This window comes from Photorhabdus sp. RW14-46 (genome assembly GCF_963887965.1).
Classification (GTDB): domain Bacteria; phylum Pseudomonadota; class Gammaproteobacteria; order Enterobacterales; family Enterobacteriaceae; genus Photorhabdus; species Photorhabdus laumondii.
On the sequence record NZ_CAWPHH010000009.1, the window covers coordinates 1 to 24,903 of the forward strand.

Annotated in this window: 20 protein-coding genes and 1 rRNA gene; 17 read left to right on the plus strand and 4 right to left on the minus strand. The window is 39.8% G+C overall.

Annotation, left to right across the window (positions count from 1 at the left end):
- From rrf to AACQ38_RS09825, 7 genes are all read left to right on the plus strand, one after another.
- Nucleotides 1-83 (plus strand): 5S ribosomal RNA (gene rrf / locus AACQ38_RS24075); the annotation flags it as partial.
- Nucleotides 84-298: 215 nt separating this feature from the next.
- A complete protein-coding gene (locus AACQ38_RS09800) occupies nucleotides 299-484 on the plus strand; it encodes a hypothetical protein (RefSeq protein WP_158538255.1) in 186 nt (61 codons plus the stop codon).
- A gap of 561 nt (nucleotides 485-1,045) precedes the next feature.
- Nucleotides 1,046-1,975 carry a homoserine O-acetyltransferase MetA gene (metA, locus tag AACQ38_RS09805; protein ID WP_011148487.1) on the plus strand — a complete coding sequence of 310 codons (930 nt, stop codon included), beginning with the start codon at nucleotides 1,046-1,048 and terminating at the stop codon, nucleotides 1,973-1,975.
- 299 nt (nucleotides 1,976-2,274) lie between these two features.
- Nucleotides 2,275-3,873 (plus strand): malate synthase A, encoded by a 1,599-nt coding sequence (aceB, locus tag AACQ38_RS09810; protein ID WP_165578010.1) that lies wholly within the window; start codon nucleotides 2,275-2,277, stop codon nucleotides 3,871-3,873.
- A gap of 96 nt (nucleotides 3,874-3,969) precedes the next feature.
- Complete coding sequence (gene aceA / locus AACQ38_RS09815; RefSeq protein ID WP_011148485.1) at nucleotides 3,970-5,277, plus strand: isocitrate lyase; 1,308 nt, start codon at nucleotides 3,970-3,972, stop codon at nucleotides 5,275-5,277.
- Nucleotides 5,278-5,328: 51 nt separating this feature from the next.
- The gene (gene aceK, locus AACQ38_RS09820; RefSeq protein WP_109791874.1) at nucleotides 5,329-7,086 is read left to right on the plus strand and encodes a bifunctional isocitrate dehydrogenase kinase/phosphatase; all 1,758 of its coding nucleotides are present in this window, start codon (nucleotides 5,329-5,331) and stop codon (nucleotides 7,084-7,086) included.
- A 421-nt stretch (nucleotides 7,087-7,507) separates the two neighbouring features.
- The gene (locus AACQ38_RS09825) at nucleotides 7,508-8,074 is read left to right on the plus strand and encodes a hypothetical protein (RefSeq protein WP_011148483.1); all 567 of its coding nucleotides are present in this window, start codon (nucleotides 7,508-7,510) and stop codon (nucleotides 8,072-8,074) included.
- Between the two features lie 286 nt (nucleotides 8,075-8,360).
- Here AACQ38_RS09825 and iclR read toward each other — a convergent pair whose 3' ends face one another.
- Nucleotides 8,361-9,191, minus strand: coding sequence for a glyoxylate bypass operon transcriptional repressor IclR (iclR, locus tag AACQ38_RS09830; protein ID WP_011148482.1), 831 nt, complete (start codon nucleotides 9,189-9,191; stop codon nucleotides 8,361-8,363).
- A 110-nt stretch (nucleotides 9,192-9,301) separates the two neighbouring features.
- Nucleotides 9,302-9,499 carry a hypothetical protein gene (locus AACQ38_RS09835; RefSeq protein ID WP_165578011.1) on the minus strand — a complete coding sequence of 66 codons (198 nt, stop codon included), beginning with the start codon at nucleotides 9,497-9,499 and terminating at the stop codon, nucleotides 9,302-9,304.
- Between the two features lie 456 nt (nucleotides 9,500-9,955).
- On the opposite strand from AACQ38_RS09835, the gene AACQ38_RS09840 reads away from it, so the two are divergent.
- The 7 genes from AACQ38_RS09840 to AACQ38_RS09870 all read left to right on the plus strand — a co-directional run bounded on the left by AACQ38_RS09840 (nucleotide 9,956) and on the right by AACQ38_RS09870 (nucleotide 19,189).
- Nucleotides 9,956-11,455, plus strand: a complete 1,500-nt coding sequence (locus tag AACQ38_RS09840) for a M28 family metallopeptidase (protein WP_058588606.1) — start codon at nucleotides 9,956-9,958, stop codon at nucleotides 11,453-11,455.
- 801 nt (nucleotides 11,456-12,256) lie between these two features.
- Nucleotides 12,257-13,093, plus strand: a complete 837-nt coding sequence (locus AACQ38_RS09845) for an alpha/beta fold hydrolase (protein WP_011148480.1) — start codon at nucleotides 12,257-12,259, stop codon at nucleotides 13,091-13,093.
- Entirely contained in the window at nucleotides 13,086-13,469 is a 384-nt protein-coding gene (locus AACQ38_RS09850; protein WP_011148479.1) for a membrane protein, read from the plus strand. The genes AACQ38_RS09845 and AACQ38_RS09850 overlap by 8 nt, the downstream gene beginning before the upstream one ends.
- A gap of 47 nt (nucleotides 13,470-13,516) precedes the next feature.
- The gene (locus AACQ38_RS09855) at nucleotides 13,517-14,413 is read left to right on the plus strand and encodes a hypothetical protein (protein WP_165578012.1); all 897 of its coding nucleotides are present in this window, start codon (nucleotides 13,517-13,519) and stop codon (nucleotides 14,411-14,413) included.
- 48 nt (nucleotides 14,414-14,461) lie between these two features.
- Nucleotides 14,462-15,508, plus strand: coding sequence for an acyl-CoA/acyl-ACP dehydrogenase (locus AACQ38_RS09860; protein ID WP_165578013.1), 1,047 nt, complete (start codon nucleotides 14,462-14,464; stop codon nucleotides 15,506-15,508).
- Nucleotides 15,509-15,600: 92 nt separating this feature from the next.
- Complete coding sequence (locus AACQ38_RS09865; protein WP_011148476.1) at nucleotides 15,601-18,168, plus strand: aminotransferase class III-fold pyridoxal phosphate-dependent enzyme; 2,568 nt, start codon at nucleotides 15,601-15,603, stop codon at nucleotides 18,166-18,168.
- On the plus strand, nucleotides 18,152-19,189 hold the full coding sequence (locus AACQ38_RS09870; RefSeq protein WP_165578014.1) for a bifunctional lysylphosphatidylglycerol flippase/synthetase MprF: 1,038 nt from the start codon (nucleotides 18,152-18,154) through the stop codon (nucleotides 19,187-19,189). Before AACQ38_RS09865 ends, AACQ38_RS09870 begins: the two co-directional genes overlap by 17 nt.
- Before the next feature lie 39 nt (nucleotides 19,190-19,228).
- Here the strand turns inward: AACQ38_RS09870 and AACQ38_RS09875 are convergent, their stop codons facing one another.
- Together AACQ38_RS09875 and lysC are read right to left on the minus strand one after the other, a co-directional pair.
- Nucleotides 19,229-19,378 (minus strand): hypothetical protein, encoded by a 150-nt coding sequence (locus AACQ38_RS09875; protein ID WP_165578015.1) that lies wholly within the window; start codon nucleotides 19,376-19,378, stop codon nucleotides 19,229-19,231.
- A 575-nt stretch (nucleotides 19,379-19,953) separates the two neighbouring features.
- Nucleotides 19,954-21,333, minus strand: a complete 1,380-nt coding sequence (gene lysC / locus AACQ38_RS09880) for a lysine-sensitive aspartokinase 3 (RefSeq protein WP_165578016.1) — start codon at nucleotides 21,331-21,333, stop codon at nucleotides 19,954-19,956.
- Between the two features lie 298 nt (nucleotides 21,334-21,631).
- On the opposite strand from lysC, the gene pgi reads away from it, so the two are divergent.
- The 3 genes from pgi (at nucleotide 21,632) to ubiA (ending at nucleotide 24,862) form a co-directional block, all read left to right on the plus strand.
- Nucleotides 21,632-23,278: a glucose-6-phosphate isomerase gene (gene pgi, locus AACQ38_RS09885; protein ID WP_165578017.1), complete on the plus strand. Its 1,647-nt coding sequence runs from the start codon at nucleotides 21,632-21,634 to the stop codon at nucleotides 23,276-23,278.
- A gap of 188 nt (nucleotides 23,279-23,466) precedes the next feature.
- Entirely contained in the window at nucleotides 23,467-23,973 is a 507-nt protein-coding gene (gene ubiC / locus AACQ38_RS09890) for a chorismate lyase (protein WP_011148468.1), read from the plus strand.
- 34 nt (nucleotides 23,974-24,007) lie between these two features.
- Nucleotides 24,008-24,862, plus strand: a complete 855-nt coding sequence (gene ubiA, locus AACQ38_RS09895; RefSeq protein ID WP_041380401.1) for a 4-hydroxybenzoate octaprenyltransferase — start codon at nucleotides 24,008-24,010, stop codon at nucleotides 24,860-24,862.
- The last annotated feature ends 41 nt before the right edge of the window (nucleotides 24,863-24,903 follow it).

A 24,903-nucleotide genomic window follows, 5' to 3' on the forward strand; every position in this document is an offset into this window, starting at 1 on the left:
CCCATGCCGAACTCAGCAGTGAAACGCCGTAGCGCCGATGGTAGTGTGGGGTCTCCCCATGTGAGAGTAGGACACTGCCAGGCTTTAAATACCGTAGAAACCCTCAGCGAAAGCTGGGGGTTTTTGCGTTTTAAGGTATTATTTATTTACTTATTCCCTTTAAGAAACAGATAGTTTGTTTATCAGTCTTGAATAATTAAAATATATTATAGTAATAGCAGGCATAAAAAATAATTTAAATAACTTTTTGAACTGATGGGAAAGAAAATGAGTCATGTTATCCTAAGCTTAGCCGAGCATGACAAAAATTTCTCTCTATACCCTATGGATTTCAAGTTGCATCGTGACGGCAAGGGAGCGAATCCCCGGGAGCATAGATAACGATATGACCGGGGTAAACGAGCGCAGCCAACAAAGAGGCAACTTGAAAGATAACGGGTATATATTCATAAATATTATCGAGCCAGTTATTAACAGATCTTAATGAGTTCGAATATCTGTTTTGAGTCTGTAAGTTAAATTTAGACTGTAATTTAAATTGTGTAATTGCCTATTTTTTCTCTTTCCATACTTAATATTAGCATTTGATTCAAATTAGCTTATTATTATAAGAAAAGTGCATATTCTAGTATTGAAGATAAATCTTATAACTCAATATTAATAATAAGAATATTTTATCAATTAGTCTTGTTACTTTCTTAGAGTGTATTGTTTTTAATATCGATAGCTTGTAATTTGACTTCTTATAATGTTGCCTTTTTGTTTTGGTCTTTCTCATTTCTACTGAAAATATCATTGATTTTTAATATGTTTATTCCATTTTTAATTTGACTTATTATTTTTTTATATAAAAATATAATTTAAAGTATTTTCTGTTATAAACACTGAAAATTTATTAACTATTATCATGTTGAACATTGTGTGAGACCAAAAATGAAATAATTTCAGCTTACTTGTAAATCCTCGACATTTTGTTAATACTTAGTTAGATTTAGCTATCTAGAAGTCTAAACGTGCAAATGGATAAAAAAATCGAGGTTATAGCATGCCAATTTGTATACCGGATGAATTACCCGCAGTGAATTTTTTACAAAACGAGAATGTGTTTGTGATGACATCTACTCGTGCAAATATTCAAAATATACGTCCACTAAAGGTATTGCTGCTTAACCTGATGCCAAAGAAGATTGAGACTGAAAATCAATTTTTAAGATTACTATCCAATACGCCTTTACAGGTAGATATCCAGCTATTGAGAATAGATAACCGAAAGTGCAGGAATACGCCTGCTGAACATTTGAATAACTTTTATTGTGATTTCGAGCAGATAAAACACCAAAACTTTGATGGCTTAATTGTCACTGGTGCGCCATTGGGATTAGTTGAATTCGAAGATGTGGCATATTGGAAACAGATTGAAAGAATAATTAGTTGGGCAAAGGAACATGTCACTTCTACTCTATTTATTTGTTGGGCTGTACAAGCCGCGTTGAATATTTTGTATGGTTTGCCGAAGTTTACCAGAGAAGTAAAACTATCAGGTGTTTATTATCACTCTACTCTGAACCCTCTAGCATTATTAACTCGTGGCTTTGATGAATCTTTTTTTGCTCCCCATTCTCGTTATGCAGATTTTCCTGAACAGGTTGTTCGTGAACATACTGATCTGGATATTCTTTCCAGTTCTGAAGATGCGGGAGTGTATTTACTGGCGAGTAAAGATAAACGTATGGTATTTGTCACTGGTCATCCGGAATATGATGCTGGAACGTTGGCTAGTGAATATTTACGCGATTTAGCAGCAGGTTTGGCTCCAAAGATCCCAATAAATTATTTTCCAGATAATAATCCAGAAAGAAAACCACTGGCATCATGGCGCAGTCACGGGCATTTATTGTTTTCCAACTGGTTGAATTATTATGTGTACCAAATCACACCATATGATCTCACCTACATGAATCCAACACTGGATTAATATCTTTATAAATGGCTGAAATTCAGCCATTTAACCCTTCTGATTTTTTCTACTCTCCTGTTATTAACACCTGTCAAAATATCGCACTTTTTGTAGTTTATCTTATATAACAAAAACTTAACCAAATTATCTTATGATCTATGGAATCAATTTCTCTAATTTAAAATAGGTAATATTGTGTATAACTTGTTGTTTTTTATTGAGTAAAAATAAATTTATAAAAAAATGGAAATCGTTTTTGATTTATTTTAAATATCTATTACTCTTATTCAGGTGTGCTTTAAAATGAGGATAGATGAATGACGCAGCAAACTTTAGCGACTGAATTATCGTTTATTAAACGATTTGGAGCAGCAGAGCAGGAGGTTTTGATACCTGAAGCGGTAGATTTTCTGAAAGATCTGGTTGTTCGGTTTACTGATGCACGGAAAAAATTGTTAGTCGAGCGGGATATTTGGCAGAAGAAAATTGATGATGGTGAATTGCCTGATTTTATTTCGGAAACCGGTTCCATTCGTGAAAGTGAATGGGAAATTCAAAATATTCCAGCGGATCTCCGTGATCGCAGAGTAGAAATCACTGGACCAGTAGAACGGAAAATGGTTATCAACGCTTTGAATGCTAACGTAAAAGTTTTCATGGCGGATTTCGAAGATTCCTTAGCACCAGCTTGGGATAAGGTGATTGAGGGGCAAATCAACCTGCGTGATGCGGTTAATGGCACAATTTCTTACGTTAATGAGCAGGGTAAACAGTACCAATTGCAACCAGACCCGGCTGTTCTGATCGCACGGGTAAGAGGGCTTCATTTACCGGAAAAACATGTTCTCTATCAGAATGAGCCAATCGCCGGTGGATTGTTTGATTTTGCGCTCTATTTTTACCACAACCATAAACAATTGCTGGCAAAGGGGAGCGGCCCCTATTTCTACTTACCAAAAATTCAGTCTTATCACGAAGCTCAGTGGTGGAGTGATGTATTCAGCTTTGCAGAAGATCGTTTTGATCTGCCGAGAGGCACAATCAAAGCAACGGTATTGATTGAAACTCTGCCTGCTGTATTTCAGATGGATGAGATTCTTTACCATCTTCGGCACCATATCGTTGGCCTTAATTGTGGCCGCTGGGATTATATTTTCAGCTACATTAAAACACTGAAAAATCATAGTGATCGGGTTCTGCCTGATCGTCAGTCTGTCACGATGGATCAACCTTTCCTCAATGCTTATTCCCGTTTGCTGATCAAAACCTGCCATAAGCGCGGAGCATTTGCGATGGGGGGAATGGCAGCTTTTATCCCCAGTAAAGATATTGAGCGCAACAATTGGGTACTAGATAAAGTCCGGGCGGATAAAGAGCTGGAAGCACGCAATGGTCATGATGGTACATGGATTGCCCACCCAGGTCTTGCCGACACGGTAATGGACGTTTTCGATAGGGTCTTGGCAGAGCGGCAAAACCAGTTAGATATTTTCCGTGAAGAAGATGCACCGATTACCGCAGCTCAATTACTGGAACCTTGCCCAGGCGATCGTACTGAAGAAGGTATGCGGGCCAATATTCGTGTAGCGGTTCAATACATTGAAGCGTGGATTTCAGGAAATGGGTGCGTTCCTATTTATGGTTTGATGGAAGATGCTGCGACAGCCGAAATTTCCCGGACATCTATTTGGCAATGGATTCATCACGAAAAATCATTATCTAACGGTAAAAAAGTGACAAAAAGTTTGTTCAAGCAGATGTTGGCAGAGGAAATGGAGGTTATTAAGCAGGAAGTGGGAGAAACACGTTTCAGTCAAGGGCGATTTAGCGATGCGGCCAAGTTGATGGAGCGCATTACAACTCAGGACGAGCTGATAGATTTCCTGACGTTGCCGGGATATCAATTGCTTGATTAGAGCTCATCCCATTAGGGCTACTGAGAGAAGTTTGAGCAACGAATAATAACAAAACACCATATCCGATTAATTTAACAAAGATAGGAAGTAGAAGTTATGACAATCTCCAGAACTCAACAAATCGCTCAACTGGAACAAGAATGGAAAAGTGACCGTTGGAATGGGATTATTCGCCCGTACAGTGCGGAAGATGTGGTTAAATTGCGTGGTTCGGTTAATCCAGAACATACATTGGCACAGCTTGGTGCTAAAAAACTGTGGGAACTACTGCATGGCATGGCAAAGAAAGGCTATGTCAACTCATTAGGTGCATTGACGGGTGGGCAGGCATTACAGCAGGCAAAAGCGGGTATTGAGGCGGTTTATCTTTCTGGTTGGCAGGTTGCGGCTGATGCTAACACTGCATCCAGTATGTATCCTGATCAGTCCCTGTATCCGGTGGATTCCGTCCCGGCGGTGGTAAAACGTATTAATAACAGTTTCCGTCGTGCAGATCAGATTCAGTGGGCAAATGGTATTGGTACTGATCATCAGGAATATATCGATTATTTTCTGCCAATTGTGGCGGATGCGGAAGCCGGATTTGGTGGTGTTCTGAATGCTTTTGAATTGATGAAAGCTATGATTGAAGCGGGTGCTGCGGCTGTTCACTTTGAAGATCAACTGGCTGCGGTGAAAAAATGTGGTCATATGGGCGGTAAAGTTCTGGTTCCGACACAAGAGGCGATTCAAAAATTGGTCGCTGCGCGTTTGGCGGCGGATGTTTCTGGCGTACCGACGCTGTTGATTGCTCGTACAGATGCTGATGCAGCCGATCTGTTAACCTCTGACAGTGACGCATATGACAGTGAATTTATTACCGGAGAACGGACTTTTGAGGGGTTCTTCCGTACCAGAGCGGGTATCGATCAAGCAATTAGTCGTGGTTTGGCTTATGCGCCGTATGCTGACTTGATATGGTGTGAAACATCAACACCTGATATTGAAATGGCCCGTCGTTTTGCTGAGGCGATTCATGCTAAATATCCCGGTAAATTGTTAGCTTACAACTGTTCTCCATCGTTCAATTGGAAAAAGAATCTGGATGATAAGACTATTGCGCGTTTCCAGGATGAACTGTCAGCAATGGGTTATAAATTCCAATTTATTACTCTGGCGGGTATCCACAGTATGTGGTTCAACATGTTCGACTTGGCACATGCTTACGCGCAGGGTGAAGGCATGAAACATTATGTGGAGAAGGTCCAGGAAAGAGAGTTTGAATCCATTAACCGTGGTTATACCTTCTCTTCTCATCAGCAGGAAGTTGGCACAGGTTATTTCGATAAAGTCACAACGATTATTCAAGGGGGAACATCGTCAGTAACCGCATTGACAGGTTCCACAGAAGAGCAGCAGTTCTGATTGTTTCTATTCAGCCTGCTTATTGCAGGCTGAATATATTGAGGAGTTGCGATGGGGATAGATTCAGCACATTTGATAGCACAAACCATTTTACAAGGATTCGATGCACAATATGGTCGCTTTCTGGAAGTGACTTCGGGTGCACAACAACGCTTTGAACAGGCCGACTGGCACGCTGTTCAGCAAGCGATGAAAAAGCGTATTAATCTTTATGATCATCATGTTGGGCTGGTGGTTGAGCAGCTTAAATGTATACATAGTGCTTTCGGATATGATGAAGAGTACATTGCCAAGGTAAAGGTTGTTTATACCGGTTTATTACCGGATTATCCCCGGTTTGAAATTGCCGAGAGTTTTTTTAATTCTGTTTATTGCCGTCTGTTTGAGCATCGTAATTTGACACCGGATAAATTATTTATTTTTACCTCGCAGCCTGCGCGCAGATTTCGGGATATTCCTCGGCCGTTATCGCGTGACTTTTTCCCTAATGATAATCTTGCGTTAATGTTACGGACAATTCTTAATGATCTGCCGCTGCGTTTACCTTGGGAAAATCTGGAAAGAGATATTTATTATATTACTGACTATCTACAACAGACATTTCCAGTCGGAGAATTATTACAGGCAACTTTTCAGATAGCTAATGAACTGTTTTATCGCAACAAAGCCGCTTGGTTAGTCGGTAAGATTCGCATTGGCGGTCAGGTTTATCCTTTCTTATTGCCGATCCATCATAACGAATCTGGTGGGATTTTTATCGATACCTGCCTGACTGATTATGCTGATGCTAGCATTGTATTTGGCTTCGCCCGTTCCTATTTTATGGTTTATGCGCCTTTGCCTGCGGCTTTGGTTGAATGGCTGAGAGAAATTCTGCCCGCCAAATCAACGTCTGAACTTTATATGGCAATCGGCTGCCAGAAGCATGGTAAGACAGAATATTACCGGGAATATCTGGCGTTTATTACCTTCTCTAAAGAGCAACTGATAATTGCTCCCGGTGTTAAAGGGATGGTGATGTTGGTATTTACTTCCCCTTCATTTGATCGCGTCTTCAAGGTAATTAAAGATCAATTTGCGCCGCAGAAAGAGGTGACTCAGGAGCGGGTACAGGAATGTTACCGTCTGGTCAAGGAGCATGATCGTGTGGGGAGGATGGCCGACACACAGGAGTTTGAAAATTTTGTTATTGATAAAGCCCGCATCAGTCCTGAACTAATGGAAGAGTTGCAGAAAGAAGTGCCAGAAAAGCTGGAGGATTTGGGTGATAAAATCCTGATTAAACATCTCTATATGGAACGGCGCATGACCCCGCTGAATATCTATATGGAACAGGTGGAAGAACGGAAGTTGAAAGATGTCATTGAAGAGTACGGTAATGCGATTAAACAACTTGCTGCGGCGAATATTTTTCCTGGAGATATGTTGTTTAAAAACTTTGGTGTGACACGGCATGGACGTGTAGTGTTCTACGACTACGATGAAATCTGTTATATGACAGAGGTTAATTTTCGAGACATACCGCCGCCGCGTTACCCAGAAGATGAGCTTGCCGGCGAACCGTGGTACAGCGTGGCACCAAATGATGTTTTTCCTGAAGAATTCCGACATTTTCTTTGCACTGACAGTCGTATTCGTCGCTATTTTGAAGAGATGCATAGTGATTTATTTAAAGCAGACTACTGGCGGGCGTTACAGGAGCGGATTAGAAGTGGTCATGTGGAAGATGTGTTTGCATATCGCTGCAAACAGCGGTTTAGTCAACGTACTGAGATAGAAACTTATTCTATTGCTAAAGTTTCAGCCTGATTTTATTAGGAATTGGCGATTACTGTCAGCAATCGCCATTTTCACCAATAGCTAATATTATTATCCTCATTAAATTATTTCTCTAAATTAAATACAAATTAATTTCTATTTGTTTTTATTGTGTGAGGTATGAATATTCCTAATAAAAATAAATTTTGGATTCCATATAATATATATTTATTATTAGGAAGGCATAATTGGAATGTGAGTTAAAAACATATATTTAATGGTTTCTTTAAGAAATAAAAATAGATCCACTTATTTGTGGAGGTTCTATAATTTTATAGAGTTTGGTAGTCAAGGATTTTTAGCCATGACTAGTGGTTGTAAAAATAATTGATATTTTTGACTCGTAATTAACTACATGAAAATTCTCATATAACACATATATAACTGCGTAAAAGTATTTAAGGAAACAATAATGGCTAGTGTAATTTTATACGGCGATAACATTTATATTAGAAATAACTACCTTGGAAATGGCGGCTATCTGGATACTAATGGTTATGCAACCGCACAAGGTGCAAAATATAACGTATACACGGCTAATTCGCCGACCCGAGCTCCGGGTACAGGTACGGGTACGTGGCAAATTTTGTCTGCGAGCGGAAAAGCCATAGGGACACAGATTTACAGTGGTGATATAGTCTTTCTTTTCAATCTTTACCAGAATAATGGCGGATATCTCGGCACAAATGGTTATGCGCCATCACCTGAACTCTATAATGTTTATACGGCGGATAAAGCAGCACGTCCGGTTGAGACCCTGACATGGTACATTTTTTCAGATACAACCAGTGGATATGATGGTAAAGTTCGTGAAAGTGATGTTATCCGTTTTCTGAATGGTTATGATAGCGTACGTGGAGGATTTCTCGATACTTGTTTCAATGCTACTGTTCCTAACGAATTATATAATGTATATACTTCACGTCTTTCTAATCGAGGCAATGGCACAGGCACTTGGAATTTATCAAAAGTGATTTAATCAGGATGATATTTATCGATTAGTGTTCCATTAACTCATCCTTCTATAAATCCTTCTATATATGTAGAGTCTGGAAATATAATTATTTCCGGACTCTTTATCTCATTTTCCATTGATATTATTTCTAAACGGGTTAAATAATTTCGTTATTATTCTATTCTATTCTATTCTATTGCCGATAATATTTTTAGCGGGATGATAAATTAAGTTAAATTTATTAGTCTGAAAAGGCAGGGCACGAAAAAATCAATGCCCTGAGAAGAATATGATAATTTATGAAAGAGAATTAACGAATCCCGCCATATTCTTTACTGATCTCTTTGGCTGCCCGGATCACTAAAGCACCAAGTTCGGTGATACGATCATCAGTGATGCGTGAGACTGGGCCGGAAATGGAAATAGCGGCAAAGGCTTGGTGATGCTCATCATAAATACAGGCAGCAATACAGCGCAGACCTAAAGCATGTTCTTCATCATCGAACGAATACCCTTGTTTACGTGCTTGCTCCAGATTTTCTTTTAAATTCGAAGGGGTTGTCTTGGTATGTTGTGTGTAAGAATGAAGCCCTTTCTTATGCAGTAATTGAACCAGTTGGTTATCTGATAATGTTGAAAGGAATGCTTTACCAGCCCCGGAAGCATGCATAGGCAATTTACCCCCGATAGGGGCGGACATTCTCATCAATGCATTACACTGTACCTGATCGACAATAACCGCTTCATATTCACTGTGATCAAGAATAGCTAAATTCACGGTTTCACCGGAATCTTCCATCAAACGGCGGAGGATCGGGTGAATGAGTGCCAATAAATTTCGGCTCTGTAAGAAACTGCTGCCGACAATAAAAGTGTGTGAACCGATAACCCATAACCCTAAATCGCCAATCTGACGGATAAAACCGTGCTGTTGCAAAGTGGTCAAAAGGCGGTGAGTGGTGGAATTTGGTAATCCGGCTTGTTGGGCTAAATCAGTCAGGGCGATACCACCGGGTGACTCGGAAATATATTCCAAAAGTGTCAGGCCGCGACTTAATGACTGTACTTGCCCATTAGCAACAGCATTATTCGCCGTAATCTTGGTTTTTTTTGTTTTTTTACTGGTAACGGCAGTGCTCATCGAAATACCCTCTGAATAATAAGATGGAAGTCATTTTCATTTCTCATTATGGACGATAAACCTGAAAAACACTCATCCGATGTGTGGAAAATGCTACCTGCCATTGGGATTTAAGGAAATCTCAAGGTTAGGTCTCGAATCATCATGATAGTTAACTCACTATAAATGCACAAGATTATTAAGATGGAAATGGTTTCCTGTCTATGGATATAAAGAGGCAACATTTTTGATTCAGCACGATATAAGCCAATATACCCGTCATCTTTCAAGTTGCTTCTTTGTTGGCTGCACTCTCTCACCCCGGTCACATCGTTATCTATGCTCCCGGGGATTCGCTCCCTTGCTGCTGCGATGCATCTTGAAATCCATAGGGTATAAACTTGCTAGTACTTTTTGTGTGTAAATTGGACTCGTCTTATTAAAGTCATCTTCCTAGAATATGAATACTTTTAGGAATTGACTCATTGTATTAATAGTATTCTAGTGGAAATAATTTATAAATAACATCTCTAAATGATATGTATTAAATAATACCTTGAGGAATTTATAGGAAATAGAGTTTTTATCTAATTATTTTTTGATTATATAATTACAAAAGAGCGTCTGTTATTGTTACAAATAATGTTTTATATTGTTTTAAATTAGTCTAAATTATTTGGATTAATTTTTTATATTTTCATTTTAATTATAAAAATATGAAAAAATATTATTAATTATATCAAAGATAATATTTTGTTACTATTTTATCGGAATGGGAGAGTTTAATGAAACGCATTTTTTTGATTATCTGTTTTTTAGCATCTGTAATTGTCGCGATTATTCAGGGTATCGGTTTGGTACTTCCTGATAAAGTCCCGGTTGAATATTTCAAAGAAAGTGGATTCAAGAATGTGATGAGAACGCTTGGTGTTATTGCCGCGGAACCCCATCCTGCGGCTTCAACACAGCAAGCGTTAGTTCGGGCTTACCTGATTAACGAAATGAATGATATGGGATATAGCGTCACTGAACAGACATTTTATTACACGGCGGCTGATTTGGCCGCTCGGCAGAAGAGAATATATTCAAACTTCAATAGTCAACAACGCCGAGCTTTTGATAAAGAGTTTGCCAGGATAAATACAGGCAACTTTGCAAAACAAGTGGAGGAACAATCGGAATTAACTGGAACGAATCTTATCGCAAAATTGGAGGTTCCTGCGCCAGAAGGAACTTTATTATTCGTTTCACATTATGACAGTGTTAGAACTGCGCCAGGAGCCAGTGATAATGGTATAGCCGTCGCCTCGGTACTCCAATTAATGCGGGATCTTGCTGAAAGAACGGATATAAAAAATAACGTTATATTCTTATTCTCTGATGCTGAAGAGTTGGGATTACTCGGCGCGCATCACTTTGTTAAGAATATTAATGAGATCGCGACTCAACCAATAGATGTTGTTTTTAATTTTGATGCTCGGGGAAATAATGGCGTGCCACTCTTATTTGAGACATCAGCAAAAAATCTTGCTCTTGTTTCAGAATGGAATCGGAATGCTTATAAGCCGGTAGCTTTTTCATTTAGTCCCATCGTGTATCAAATGTTGCGGAATAACACAGATTTTAGTGTCTTTCTGGATAGAGGGTTTACCGGGATGAATTTTGCTACGATCTTGGGTTACGAGCATTACCACCGTATGAGTGATACTGTTGAGAATCTTAACCTTGGAACTTTGTGGCGATATCAGCGAACGATTCGGGATTTGGGAGCGCATTTCGCGGTAAAAGATGAGATTAACTTGTTTAAAGAAAGTGTAGATGCAGTTTACTTTCCTGTTCCCTATATTGGGCTTATTATCATATCTATATTTTCCGCTTTCGTTATAGGTATTTTAACATTTTTACTCTCTATCTCATTAGCGATAAGAAATATATGGTTTTCATCTTCACTCCGAACTGTATCAAATATCCAGAGCATTTTAAGGATACTTGCTGGATTATTTAGCCTTGTCGCAGCATTAGTTGTACCCACAGCATCTTATCTTATTACATTACCTGTTTTGTTGTTTTTATTAACGGATTTGATGTTGCGGGAGTTCAATAAATTTAGCGTTGCGTTGATTTTATTAATTATCTGTACTTACATTACATCTATTCTCTATGTTCCAATTATATACCTTGTTTCTATCGGATTACATGCTCCTGTAGTGGGGGGTGTACTCGCTATTCTGCCAATGCTTATTTTAGGATTTGGTATAGCCGGTTTTTGGAAACGAGTGATTTAATTCTATACCCGTTATCTTTCAAGTTGCCTTTTTGTTGGCTGCACTCGTTCACCCCGGTCACATAGTTATCTATGCTCCCGGGGATTCTCTCCCTTGCCGTCGTGATGCATCTTGAAATCCATAAGGTATATAAAATTAGTCGTTATAATTAAAACTAATATAAAACTAGTCATAAAGTAAGATAACAGAATGGCTGGTTCATTTCATAAACTAAATAGTAGTAATGATATAATTCATGAAGATTAATAATTTTGCCATGTAAAGTATATAAGGAAGTAATATAAACGGATTTGTGAAAATAATGTTAGGAAATAATTTTTTGAATATATTTTCAAATTGACTCATGAATAAATTTCATTTTTTTTATGTGTCATTTAAACTAAGATTATCTCTTGTTACTATTAACTGTTTGTTGTTTTATATGGTTATAATTTTCTATCAATATTTTTTCATATAAATTAAATACATTTAAAATTGATATTTTATTATTGATTTATAACTTATCCATTAATATTTTAATGATATAATTTACATTTGAAATTAAATTTTTCTAATGTGTAAAATAATTTTTCCAGCAAATAATTTATAAAATAATATATATTCCTTGCTTTATCTATAGCCTGTTACTAAGAAAGTATAAGGGGCTTTTATATTGGTTAATAACAAATTAGAAAATCACTAATAACCCGGCGATATGGACAAGTATTTGACACCTATCGCACTGAAAATAAAATTTTTTTGGCGGATTTATCGCCAATGCCAGTCACTGGAGCGTGATGTAGTTGTTGGGAGCATATAGATATGAAAAATAATATTAACGGTAATCATTTTAAAGTGGCTGGCAATTTCCTCTGTAATTATAAAGTTTATCAGGGAGATAGTAATGGCAGAGTTGTTATATTGTTACCTGCTATTGGTGTGGAAATCAGGAAATATGACGCTTTAATACAACAACTGGTGAAAGAGGGTTTTCAGGTTGTCACTGCTGATATGCCAGGTTATGGCGACAATCAACCTAAACCAAGTCGAAAAAATGACTATAACTATTCCGATCTGTTGCAGGATTATCTTCCGGCCTTGCTAGATAAGGCTGTTAAATTAAATAGCAATAAAATTCCTATTGTCTTTGGGCACAGTCTTGGGGGGCATATTGCGACGCTCTTTGCCAGCTCAACTGACAGGCCATTTTCTCTGTTTTGTGTGGCAACCGGGAACGTATGGTATAAGAATTGGCAGGGAATGGGGAGGGTACAGATAATAACAGCAGCTATTATTTTTAACATTCTGACTGCGTTATATGGTTATCTCCCTGGGAAAAAGATTGGTTTTGGCATAAGAGAAGCTAAGGGATTAATGCGGGACTGGTCCAGAACTGCTTATACGGGAAATTATTATCATGTTCGTGCTTATAAGGGGAAGGAGAATAAGCATTTATCCAAGGCTGTTTATATCTGTGTTAAAGAAGATAATTGGGCTCCGTTGAAGTCTACTCAAGTATTAGCAAGTCTTATACCTAATGCAGAAGTTAGGGAAATAACATTATCTTTCAAAGGTAATCCTCATAGCGCCTGGATTAAACAGCCAGGAGATATTATTGAAATCATGAAAAAAGAAATGATGGAGAATAGCGATGATTAATACATTTAAAATTCTGCGTTGGGAATTTTTGGGATTGTTTTTTATCACTTTATTTCTGACTTGGCAGCTTGAGAGTTATATAAATTGGTGGCAGTTTATTGTGTTATTTTTTCTGATTGATATTATTGGTTATTACCCAGGGCGGATCTGGAGTTTACTGAATAAAAAAGAAACTCCTCCTCCAGCTTTTTACACCATTTATAATATTTGCCACAATTTATTTACACTCAGTGTGATTAGTTTGCTCTGGATCTGGTTCTTTAAGGACAATTACAGCGTTATTGCACTATTTGTCCATATCTGCCTGGATCGAGGTGTACTGGGAAATTTTCCTAAGTTATCTATTAATATATTTAAACAGCCTACTGTTCATTGAAAAAAATTATTATAGAGAGATAGCTTATTTGAAGAGGAATTTATATTATGAATTTAATTAAACAGGCATCGGAAGTAGAAATGCGGGCAAAAGATTGGGGCTTGGATGAATGGTTCACTGAACAGATAAGTGTTGAACAAAGCAAAAGAACCCATTATGCCAATGATCCTAAATTAACCTATTTGCCGGGTGATTTACGGGAGTCTCTGATCAGGGAACTTTCTTTTAAATCGATTTCGGAATATGAGGCAACGAAAGCATTATTGTTACTTGCAGATAAGGCTCCTGACAATATCAACTTTGATTATATGCTGACTCAGATATTTGATGAAGGTAGACATGCTAAATTATTCAGAGAACATCTGGTCAGAATAGGCTTTGCGGATATCGACAATGTGGCCGGAAAAATGGAAAGCCTCTTACGAGGAAAAATGACCAATATGTTGGAAACATTGAGAACTTATTTCGATAAGTGGGTGGTGTTGAAAAATGACTACATTGCAGGCGTGTTAATCATTACGGTTGTTCTGGAAGGTGTGCTTGCGCCAACGTCAGAGCTCAGCGAAATCAAGTGGCGCCCTTTCGATATTGTTGCCGCCGAGACACAAGCCAGAGCCAATGCTGATGAATTAAGACATCTGACAGTGTGTGCAAATATCGTCAAGATGGCGCTCGAAAATGAGAGTTCTTTAAAGCAATCGGCTCTTGAGTGTATAGAAGAAGGGCTGGCGTTATGGAACCAAGTATCTGTTGATGATTTGTTTGTGGAGCGTGAAATGTTCTATCAACGGGGTATGCAGAACTATTTGCGCTTTATTGAAGGTTATGAATTAACTCCTGGGATGTTGTTGTCCGATTCTACGGTGGAATCTCGCCTTGAGCTCTCTCATTCCTTGGTTGAACAGATGCAGCAGTCACGCCTTAAGTACATGGGTTTAGTGTAGATATGGCCTTATTCAGCAGGTTGTTTGAATAGGCTAAGGAGAATTAAAATGACAAATATTGTTGAAGAACTCAGGAAGAATAGCGGGAAATACCAACATTTGACACCAGATAGATTGAAAAGATTGTTATTGGGTTCTGAGGCTGCTTCACAATGCCTACGTTTGATGGCTCAATCCAATATGGATGGGCTTCATCAAGTCGGTAATACTATCCGTGAAGCCTCTGCATGGCTTCCCGCTGTTGGTATTGCTCTAACAATGCATAATCATATTGTACTGGCTTGCAGTAAATTTCCCGATATATTCGAAGACAGCAACGTATTATTGAATGAAGTTATGACATCAAAAGCGTTGGTTGCTTCCGCTTTTGCGGAGGGACTACCTGGAACGAATATTTTTATACCATCGCTTAAAATGCATTCTAAAGAGGGAAAGTTGTTTGTTAATGGTTCGAAGAAACCTTGTTCCTTATCTTCGGTTGCTGACTATTATGTGTTATCGGTCTGCGATACTGATAATAATAATGATATGAGGATAGTATTGGTTTCTAAATCAGATCAGAACTTTAAAGTTATTCCTTTCTGGCGACTGGGGATTATGGCTGAAAGTGATAATCAAGAAGTTAAATTTTCGGATACCGAAATTTCATTAACACGACTTTCTCATTATAAAGGGCTGGAGCAGCAAATAATTCTTTCCTATGGTTTATCGCTATTTAATTACTTTGCTGCTAATACATACTCAGGTATTCTTGATGGGCTGACTCGTTTTATTCCTGAGAAAGTAGTAGAACAGCAAACAATTAAATATACTCTGACCCAAGCTGATTATAAGATTAATGTTATTCTCGGTCAGATGTTGATTATTGCCTTTTATGCTAGCCAGGATGAAAACGCCGTCCATAAGATTCTCGCGTTACGTTATACTTTGGAAAAGATCCTTGAGGAAACTGCCAGTTTCATATTCCGATGTTGTGGTGGGATTAAGGTAATGACAACACCAGAAATTATGAATTTCTATTTGGCAGTACAGTTATTTAAATTTCATCCGATAGGAGAATTCCAAATGATTAACCAGATCATGCAGCAAGCTTGATTACTTTTAGAATCACCTATTTATAACTCAAGGATTTTCCCATGCTGTTTACAGCATGATTTTATGCACCTAAAAAAAAGAGAGAGAGAACTATGTTTGTTAATCAATATCGTGAGAGTTTATTAAACTCTGTGGGCCTTGAACTGGATATCAAGTCTGCTCAAGATAACCAGCTTACATTATCGGATGGCCGGGTTGTTAAGGATTTTTTGGCTCAATATGGTGCCCTGCCATTTGGGCATAATCCTGATTTCGCTATCGCTGAAATTGACAGATTCACTAAAGATAAAGAGCCTATCTTCTTTCAGCCCAATATTCACAAAAAGGTACGGCTATTGGCTGAAATGCTTGCGGAGCAAATAGATAAGGAAAAATATACCCACTGTACTTTTACTAACAGTGGTGCTGAAACCGTAGAAGCTGCGATTAAATTTACCCGCCTGTTTACTGGTAGAAAGCGTATTTTGAGTTTGCATCGCAGTTTTCACGGAAAAACCTATTCGGCATTATCCGCTACGGGATCAAACCGGTTTAAAGCTGATTTCATTTACGATGATAAATTATATGAGCAGGTTGATAGTGAAGATTTAGATGAAATAAAAAGAAAGCTGGAGAGCCGGGAATTTGCCGCATTTATCATTGAACCGGTGCAAGGAGAAGGTGGAATGAAAGTGATTCCACCAGATACCTTGTCCAATATTTTGGCACTGTGTAAAGACAATGGCACATTGTCAGTCTTTGACGAAGTTCAGACGGGTATCGGTAGGCTTGGGGCATTTTGTGCGGCCACGCTCTACGCTTTGAAACCGGATGTTATCCTGTTTTCTAAAGCGCTGGGGGCAGGTATCTCGCCGATTGGTGCGATGTTATATTCAGATGAGTTTTATTTATCCGAGTTCGACAGGAAACATAGCTCCACTTTTGCCAATAACGTTCTAGCCGCAACGATGGGGATTGCTGTTATCGAGCATCTGACTAAAGAGGAGGGTAAGGCGTTAACCCACGTTCAAGAAGTCAGCCGTTATGTTGATGAATGTCTTGAACAATTGTCTGCTAAATATCCGCAGCATTTTTACTGGCAAGGGGCTGGGTTGATGCGTGGCCTTGAAATACAGGACAGCAAAGCGGCTTCCAACATATTTATCAATTTTAGTCAAAGAAGCGGTGGCCTGGCTTATATCATTTGTAGTTTCTTATTGAAACATTATGGTCTTTTCACCATGCCGTTAATGTCTCGTCCTTGTTCTGTACGTTTTGAGCCACCGCTTAACGTTTCCAAAGAGGATATTAAGACGTTTTTCACCGCTTTTGATGAGGTATGCCAACTAGTTGAAAATGGACGATATGACATTCTTTTTTCACACTTGATAGATGTACCTGTTGCGGATCTCCCACCTGCTTCGGTGAGTTATCCAATTTCAAAAAATAACAACTTGGCTCAGATTAAAGCGCCTATCCCTGGATTAATTGAGGGTAAGAAATTCGCTTTCTTGATTCATACCACTTCGGTTAATGAGCTCGCTCACTCTTATTGCGTGTCAATAAAGGAGAATTACACGCAGGAGCAGCAGAAACAGCTCGGTAATTGGATCACGCAGGTTTCTTCAATTGATTTTAATCCTGATATCGCCGTTGAGTTTGGTGTCGAAAGTTCAACGGCATATGCTAATGGTATGCTCCTTTTCTCACCCATTAGTCCCGAAGATATGATGGCATTGTCAGCGAAAGAACGGGCGGTATTGATGAAGGAATATCTCGATGTGGCAGAGAAAAATGGCGCTGAAATCGTTGGCTTAGGGGCTTATACCTCGGTTATTACTAATGGTGGTACTAGCTTGGTGAATAATCGGCAGGGTCGGATATTGACTAATGGCAACTCTCTGACAGCGGTGGCGGTGATTGAGGGAATACGCTCAATGTTGGTTGAGAATGCATCCCGGCAAACATTGGCGGTAGTGGGTGCCAGAGGCTCCGTAGGCAGACTTTCAGTTATTGGCTTAGCTCATAACTTTGGCCGGATTATCTTGGTTAGCCGCCCTAATAAAGCACGCATATTACTCTCTGAACTGACCAAGGCGCTGCTTTCCGCAGTGTTAAGGACTCATGATGTTATCCAGCCAGATTCGGTCATGGATAAGATGAGAAAATGGCTTTTTAAACAAAATCCGGGTGTGACAGATGCACAAACATTACATCAGCAAGTTCTTGACGTTGTTGATACCTTTGGTTTGGAAGCGATAGAGAGTTATGAATATTCTTTGAGTCAGGCTGATTTTATTGTTTCGGCAACCAGTGAAGGTAAGCCTTTCTTGAATACAAATTATTTGAAAGATTCCGCCATCGTTTTTGATGCGGCCAGACCTTTCGATTTCATTCGTGATGGCAACCATCAAATTTACGAGGGGGGATTAGTCTATCAGCCTGAGAAAGTGACCTATAGCGATTGCAACGTGATCGATGTACCTGCGGGGGTAAATCTCGCCTGTTTATCAGAAACTGTCGCTGTGGCGCTTGAAGGGGTGAGTGTTCATCAAAGCATCGGTAAATCTATTGATTATAACGATGCATTGGCGATTCGGGATATTGCCAGGAAGCATGGGTTCATCCCTGTCCAGTATTCCCGAAATAATCAAGGTGAGCGTTATGAGCATGTTGCTTGATGCTCCCCAGATTATTGCCACCGGGAACGCTCAAGATGTTCTTGGCAACAGTCACCTCAGAAACGTGCTTTGCTATTCAAAGCACCCGTTGAGTAGCCTGTTGTTCAATAGTGAAACATATTGGTTTACTAATCAAAAGGGGGCGATTGGTTTCTTTCAGGACAAAAATCTGCATATGTGTGTAGGCGGTATTTTGGCTCCTGGCGAAGAACGTGCTGCACTTTTGCACTCTTTTCTCAACTTCACCAGAGAAAAGCGGGCTTTCCCGGTTTTTCTGCACGGTGATGAGAGCGATTTTGTATTGTTGAAAAATAGCGGCTTTTCTGTGAACCAGCTTGGTGCAAGTTATTCATTGAGCCTTGATGGATATGACATGAAAGGCAAACGGTTTCAGCAGCTTAGAAATAAAATCAATAAATCTAAAAGAGCGGGGATTTCTGTTCGAGAGATCTGCTCACAAGAGGAATATTATCGATTTAAACCACAACTAGAACAGATTAATCAGCTTTGGCTGAAAGAAAAACATGCGAAGGCCCTGAAAAAATTGGTGATTGATTTCAATACCGTGGAAGTGAATTCAGGCCAGCACAGAGTCTATATTGCAACTCAGGGAGAACAAATTCAGGCATATATTGTTTATAGCTACACTTGGGGGGAAACATCGGGATGGTTTCATAATCTATCTCGAAAAAAACCGGATATACCCGACGGCACGATGCAGTTTATTAATGAAACGGCGATTAATGACTTCCTGAAAGAGGGGGTAGTTTCCTACCTTCATTTGGGCTTCACGCCTTTGGTGGAGTTCGGCGAGGAGGGATACATTAATGACTCGGCAATCTTTTATAAAGTTGCCAAATGGTTGTCATCAAAAGGCGGCATTGTTTATCCTGCTGCTTCGCAACGTCAATATAAAATGAGCTGGCGGCCGTCGTTGATTGAACCGGAATATATTGCTTTCCCCAGAGGAAAGGCCATGAAGGCATTATGGTCAACATTGCGAACGACTAATAGTATCTAAGTTATAAAAAGTCTTCTCTTAATGTTAGATAGCAGGTGATCAGTCGGGGCTAAAAATACTGGGCTGATCACCTATCATGGTTAATAATTGACTGTGTATTGATATGTTTTCTATGGTAAATCTATTTTCACTGTATCCGTCATCTTTCAAGTTGCCTCTTTGTTGGCTGATCTCGCTCACCCCGGTCACATAGTTATCTATACCCGTCATCTTTCAAGTTGCTTCTTTGTTGGCTGCACTCACTCACCCCGGTCACATAGTTTTCTATGCTCCCGGGGATTCGCTCCCTTGCCGTCGCGATGCATCTTGAAATCTATTGGGTATACATATGTTATTAGACAGTATGGAATATTAATGCTTTAGTTTTAATCTTCATGCATACTAATTGATAGCCCTTTTTTTATCAAGATCATATAATTGTTCTACGTATAATTTCCCTAATAAATGAGAAAATAATGTTTTTTTAAAATCTCCCTGTGATTATCCATCCCTCAATATAATTAAATGTGTAAGTGAAAATGCTAACTAATGCACACAAAGATTTACAACATAAACTATTTAAAAAGAGATAGAAAAATTAAAATAAATTTTTCATGATTCTGCCGGTGAATCTGCATTTCCGTACTAAAGAAAATGAAGAAAGAGGGAGTATTACTATTATGAGGATCCATTTAGGCTGGCTGTAGCAGCTATTTTTTATTGTAGTATAAGATTCCGCTCAGTCTTTTGGCTGAGCGAAATATCAAATACCTGAAAAATTATACTTATTCAAACAAACGTTGATGAAGCGTTTGAACAATTTGCTCTGCATCTTTGCCTTGAACAAGCAAGCATAGGTTATGGTTACTGGCACCATGACTGATCATACGAAGATTGAATTTTTCCAGCACACTAAAAACCTTTTTTCCTAATCCGTTGGTTTGAGAAAGCTGATTACCAATAATTGCCACCAGCGCCAGATCTTCTTCCACTTCAACCCGACACAGCGTCGAAAGCTCTGTCATCAGTGCATTGGTCAGCAGGCTGCCATTTGTGCTAGTGGAGCCAGTGGTGTCGAGTGTTAATGCCACATTGACTTCAGAGGTGGTGATCAAATCCACTGAGATATTATGACGTGACAGAATGGTAAATATTTCAGCCAAAAATCCCTGTGCGTGCAGCATTTTCAGGCTGTGTAGTGTCAGTAACGTCTGTTTCTGGCGCAGGGCGATAGCGCGGAACTGTGGTGGAGCTTCTGTGGTATCACAGACCAGCGTACCGCCAGCCTGTGGGTTTTTACTGGAGCCGACGAATACTGGAATGCCACAGCGAATAGCGGGAAACAGCGTTGCCGGATGTAGGATTTTGGCACCAAATGTTGCCATCTCCGCTGCTTCATCAAAGGCAATCTTATCAATTCGTTGGGCGGCTGGAACGACGCGTGGGTCAGTGGTGTAAATGCCCGGAACATCAGTCCAGATATCAACGCGTTTCAGGCCAAGGGCTTCTCCTAAGAGTGCCGCAGTATAATCGCTGCCACCGCGTCCCAGTGTAGTGGTACGGCCGTTCTCTTCACGACCGATAAAACCTTGGGTGACAATCAGGCTATTTTTTAGATGTGGTAAGAGATGTTCCGTTGCCAACGATTGAAGTTGTTCATAGTTTGGTTCTGCACGGCCAAAACTCTCGTCGGTATACATCACTTTGCGTATATCAAACCATTCGGCATCTTTACCGCGTTGGCGAAGCAATTCGGTAAACAATCGTGTGGACATCAATTCACCGTGGCTGACTAGTTCATCTGTCAGAGCCGCTGAGGTTGCCAGAGATGCGGCTTTAGCCAGGGTTTTAATATTTTCCAGTAGACGATCAATCTCTTGACGAATCGTATCGGATTCATCCAAACGATCAATAATTGCGTATTGAATGGAGTGGATCTGTTTCAAGTAGTCAGCCCGCTTATCTGCATCACAGCCTGCCGCTAATGCAACTAATAAGTTGGTTATACCGGCAGAAGCAGACAATACAACCACACGTACTGCTTTATTTGCCAGTACGATATCTGCACTGTTATTCATGGCATCGAAATTTGCCACGCTGGTACCACCAAATTTTGCGACTACATGCCCGCCAATTTCTGGGCATTGGGATGAAACAGCACTCATTGCAATAACCTTCTGTTAACTGGATAGTCTTTTAGAAATATCGGGTTAATGGGTTTGAGTCAACGGAGTGAAGAGTGACATCAATATCTTTCATGACGCGATGAGAATCATAAAATAAATTGAGGATAGTAGAGAGAGGTGACTGTTTTTTGTATGACCCGGCAAATAGAACTAGAAAAACTTAATCGTTTTGACCAATATCAGCGATTAAAGGAAAAGAGACTCGAATCATAGAATTACAGGTTACAATCTTTCTTTACCCCCAATTACTTACAGCCAGTTGATAGAGAGCATAGCTATGAAAAATATCAATCCTAGTCAAACCTCAGCTTGGAAAGCGTTAGAACAACATTTTGCACAGATAAAGGATATTCACCTACGTGAATTGTTTGAACAGGACCCAGATCGTTTTGCTAAGTTCTCAGCGACATTCGATGACCAGATCTTGGTGGATTTTTCAAAAAATCGCATCACAACTGAGACATTAAAAAAGTTACAGGCACTTGCTAAAGAGACGGATGTTGCCGGGGCTATGCGCAGTATGTTTTCGGGTGAGAAAATTAATTGTACTGAAAATCGTGCTGTACTGCATATTGCGCTGCGTAATCGCAGCAACACCCCGATGATGGTTGATGGGGAAGATGTTATGCAGCAGGTCAACGCGGTGTTGGCAAAAATGAAAGATTTCAGTGAGCGTGTGATTCATGGTGAGTGGAAAGGTTATACCGGTAAGGGGATTACTGATGTTGTGAATATCGGTATTGGTGGTTCAGATCTTGGCCCTTATATGGTGACAGAAGCGCTGAAACCTTATAAGAATCACTTGAATATGCATTTTGTTTCTAATGTTGATGGAACCCATATTGCGGAGACTCTGAAAGCACTTAACCCGGAAACGACACTGTTTCTTATTGCTTCCAAGACGTTCACTACTCAGGAAACGATGACCAATGCTCACTCTGCCCGTGACTGGTTCCTAAAAAGTGCCGGTGATGAAGGGCATATTGCAAAGCATTTTGCGGCGCTTTCCACAAATGGACAGGAAGTTAAGCAATTTGGTATTGATACCAAAAATATGTTTGAGTTTTGGGATTGGGTTGGTGGCCGTTATTCGTTGTGGTCAGCGATTGGTTTGTCTATTGCACTCTCTATTGGGTTTGAAAATTTTGAACAATTGCTTAGTGGTGCACATGCAATGGATCAGCATGTTGCCAATACCCCATTTGAGCAAAATATTCCTGTATTGCTGGCGTTAATCGGTATTTGGTACAACAACTTTTTTGGCGCAGAAACGGAAGCGATTCTGCCATATGATCAGTACATGCATCGTTTTGCGGCCTATTTTCAGCAAGGCAATATGGAATCCAATGGTAAATATATCGATCGCAATGGTCATCCCGTGGATTACCAAACCGGCCCAATCATCTGGGGAGAGCCTGGAACGAATGGTCAGCATGCGTTCTATCAGCTTATTCATCAGGGAACTAAACTGATCCCCTGCGATTTTATTGCACCAGCCATCAGCCATAACCCATTGAGTGACCATCACAGTAAATTGTTATCCAACTTTTTTGCTCAGACAGAAGCATTAGCCTTTGGTAAATCTCGTGAGCAGGTGGATGCTGAATTTGCCACCAGTGGTAAAACGGCGGTTGAAGTTGAACATGTTGCACCTTTTAAAGTGTTTGAAGGAAATCGTCCGACTAATTCTATTCTGTTACGTGAAATTACCCCATTTAGCTTGGGGGCGTTGATTGCCATGTATGAACATAAAATATTTGTGCAAGGGGCGATTCTCAACATCTTTACTTTTGACCAGTGGGGAGTTGAATTGGGTAAGCAATTGGCTAACCGTATTTTGCCAGAACTTAAGGATGACAATAGGGTTGTCAGCCACGATAGCTCGACAAATGGGTTGATTAACCGTTTTAAAGCATGGCGTTAGTCACTTCTTCTGAATCAGAAACTTAATTGATATGAGCGAATTATGTTCATCATAATTCGCTTATTTTTGGTCAACAATATTTATAGAATTTGTTATAACTTTTTATTCTGTATACCTGCAACGTGGTATTCTCTGCGGTGATCAATTGTACTGTCGGATGAAAGAAATTTGTCCTAATGGAAAAGCGTATGTCAACTGACTCAATATTAACAACGGTGCCTATTCAGTGGCTTTCGGTGGATTCACCCGTTTTGCCTGATGAGGTTTTAGACTGGTTGATGGAATTGGGCTCAATGACCCGCCGTTTTGAGCAATACTGCAACAGTGTTCGTATCATACCATTCAGAGAATGTTTTATTACCGAAGAACAACTTTCTGATGAAAATGAGCGTTTGCTAACGGGTCAACGATATTGGCTGCGTGAGATCGTACTGTGCGGTGATAATATCCCTTGGCTATTGGGGCGGACGTTAATCCCTGAAACAACATTAACCGGTCCTGATGAAAGTTTGGTTGATTTAGGAACAGTCCCACTGGGGCGATATCTTTTTAGTGGTAATAAATTGACGCGGGACTATATTCATGTAGGGCAGCAGGGGAACCGTTGGGCAAGACGATCATTGCTGAGGTTATCAGGCAAGCCATTATTATTAACCGAAGTCTTTTTACCTGAATCACCGGTGTATAAAAGGTAAAATTTAAAAGAGGGAAGCAGAAGTGGCGGGAAGTATGGCGCAAAGTAAATGGCTGGCCTATTGCCGTTTAATGCGTATTAACAAACCTATAGGTGCATTATTGTTGTTGTGGCCGACTTTCTGGGCTTTGTGGATGGCCGGTAAAGGTATCCCGGATATGCATATATTATTGGTCTTTACTGCGGGTGTATTTCTGATGCGTGCAGCAGGGTGTGCAATCAATGATTTTGCTGACAGAAAATTTGATGGTTATGTTGAACGTACAAAAACACGTCCCCTGCCGAGTGGTGCTATTAGTGAGAAAGAGAGCAAGATCCTATTTGTCGTACTGGCGCTGATTTCTTTTGGTCTGGTTTTAACCCTGAATAAAATGGCTATCTGGCTGTCAGCCGTTGGGTTGGCTCTGGCTTGGCTTTACCCCTTTGTTAAACGGTTTAGCCATTTTCCTCAGTTTGTACTGGGGGCCGCTTACGGTTGGGCTATTCCGATGGGATTTGCGGCAGTTAGTGAGTCCTTACCACTAGAGTGTTGGTTGTTATTTCTGGTTAATATCTTCTGGTCGGTTATTTATGATACACAGTATGCGATGGTTGATCGAAATGATGATCTAAAAATTGGCGTGAAGTCTACCGCCATTCTGTTTGGTCGTTTCGACAAGTTGATTATTGGGTTATTGCAACTCGCTATGCTATTGCTGCTGGTGCTGGTGGGGTATCTGATAAATCTGGGCGGTATCTACTACTGGTCACTGTTGCTTACGGGCACTTTATTTATTTATCAGCAGAAACTGATCGCTGGTCGGGAAAGAGAGCTTTGTTTTCAGGCATTCCTCAATAATAACTACGTTGGTCTGGTGCTATTTCTTGGTATCTTTTTCAGCTATGTCTGAAATATCTGGTGATAACAACCATTATCACCAGAATTTAAGAA

Excerpts from the sequence above, each read along its gene's own strand:
- AACQ38_RS09800 (WP_158538255.1), top strand. The coding sequence starts at position 299 with ATGACAAAAATTTCTCTCTATACCCTATGGATTTCAAGTTGCATCGTG.
- metA (WP_011148487.1), top strand. The coding sequence starts at position 1,046 with ATGCCAATTTGTATACCGGATGAATTACCCGCAGTGAATTTTTTACAA.
- aceB (WP_165578010.1), top strand. The coding sequence starts at position 2,275 with ATGACGCAGCAAACTTTAGCGACTGAATTATCGTTTATTAAACGATTT.
- aceA (WP_011148485.1), top strand. The coding sequence starts at position 3,970 with ATGACAATCTCCAGAACTCAACAAATCGCTCAACTGGAACAAGAATGG.
- aceK (WP_109791874.1), top strand. The coding sequence starts at position 5,329 with ATGGGGATAGATTCAGCACATTTGATAGCACAAACCATTTTACAAGGA.
- AACQ38_RS09825 (WP_011148483.1), top strand. The coding sequence starts at position 7,508 with ATGGCTAGTGTAATTTTATACGGCGATAACATTTATATTAGAAATAAC.
- iclR (WP_011148482.1), bottom strand. The coding sequence starts at position 9,191 with ATGAGCACTGCCGTTACCAGTAAAAAAACAAAAAAAACCAAGATTACG.
- AACQ38_RS09840 (WP_058588606.1), top strand. The coding sequence starts at position 9,956 with ATGAAACGCATTTTTTTGATTATCTGTTTTTTAGCATCTGTAATTGTC.
- AACQ38_RS09845 (WP_011148480.1), top strand. The coding sequence starts at position 12,257 with ATGAAAAATAATATTAACGGTAATCATTTTAAAGTGGCTGGCAATTTC.
- AACQ38_RS09850 (WP_011148479.1), top strand. The coding sequence starts at position 13,086 with ATGATTAATACATTTAAAATTCTGCGTTGGGAATTTTTGGGATTGTTT.
- AACQ38_RS09855 (WP_165578012.1), top strand. The coding sequence starts at position 13,517 with ATGAATTTAATTAAACAGGCATCGGAAGTAGAAATGCGGGCAAAAGAT.
- AACQ38_RS09860 (WP_165578013.1), top strand. The coding sequence starts at position 14,462 with ATGACAAATATTGTTGAAGAACTCAGGAAGAATAGCGGGAAATACCAA.
- AACQ38_RS09865 (WP_011148476.1), top strand. The coding sequence starts at position 15,601 with ATGTTTGTTAATCAATATCGTGAGAGTTTATTAAACTCTGTGGGCCTT.
- AACQ38_RS09870 (WP_165578014.1), top strand. The coding sequence starts at position 18,152 with ATGAGCATGTTGCTTGATGCTCCCCAGATTATTGCCACCGGGAACGCT.
- lysC (WP_165578016.1), bottom strand. The coding sequence starts at position 21,333 with ATGAGTGCTGTTTCATCCCAATGCCCAGAAATTGGCGGGCATGTAGTC.
- pgi (WP_165578017.1), top strand. The coding sequence starts at position 21,632 with ATGAAAAATATCAATCCTAGTCAAACCTCAGCTTGGAAAGCGTTAGAA.
- ubiC (WP_011148468.1), top strand. The coding sequence starts at position 23,467 with ATGTCAACTGACTCAATATTAACAACGGTGCCTATTCAGTGGCTTTCG.
- ubiA (WP_041380401.1), top strand. The coding sequence starts at position 24,008 with ATGGCGCAAAGTAAATGGCTGGCCTATTGCCGTTTAATGCGTATTAAC.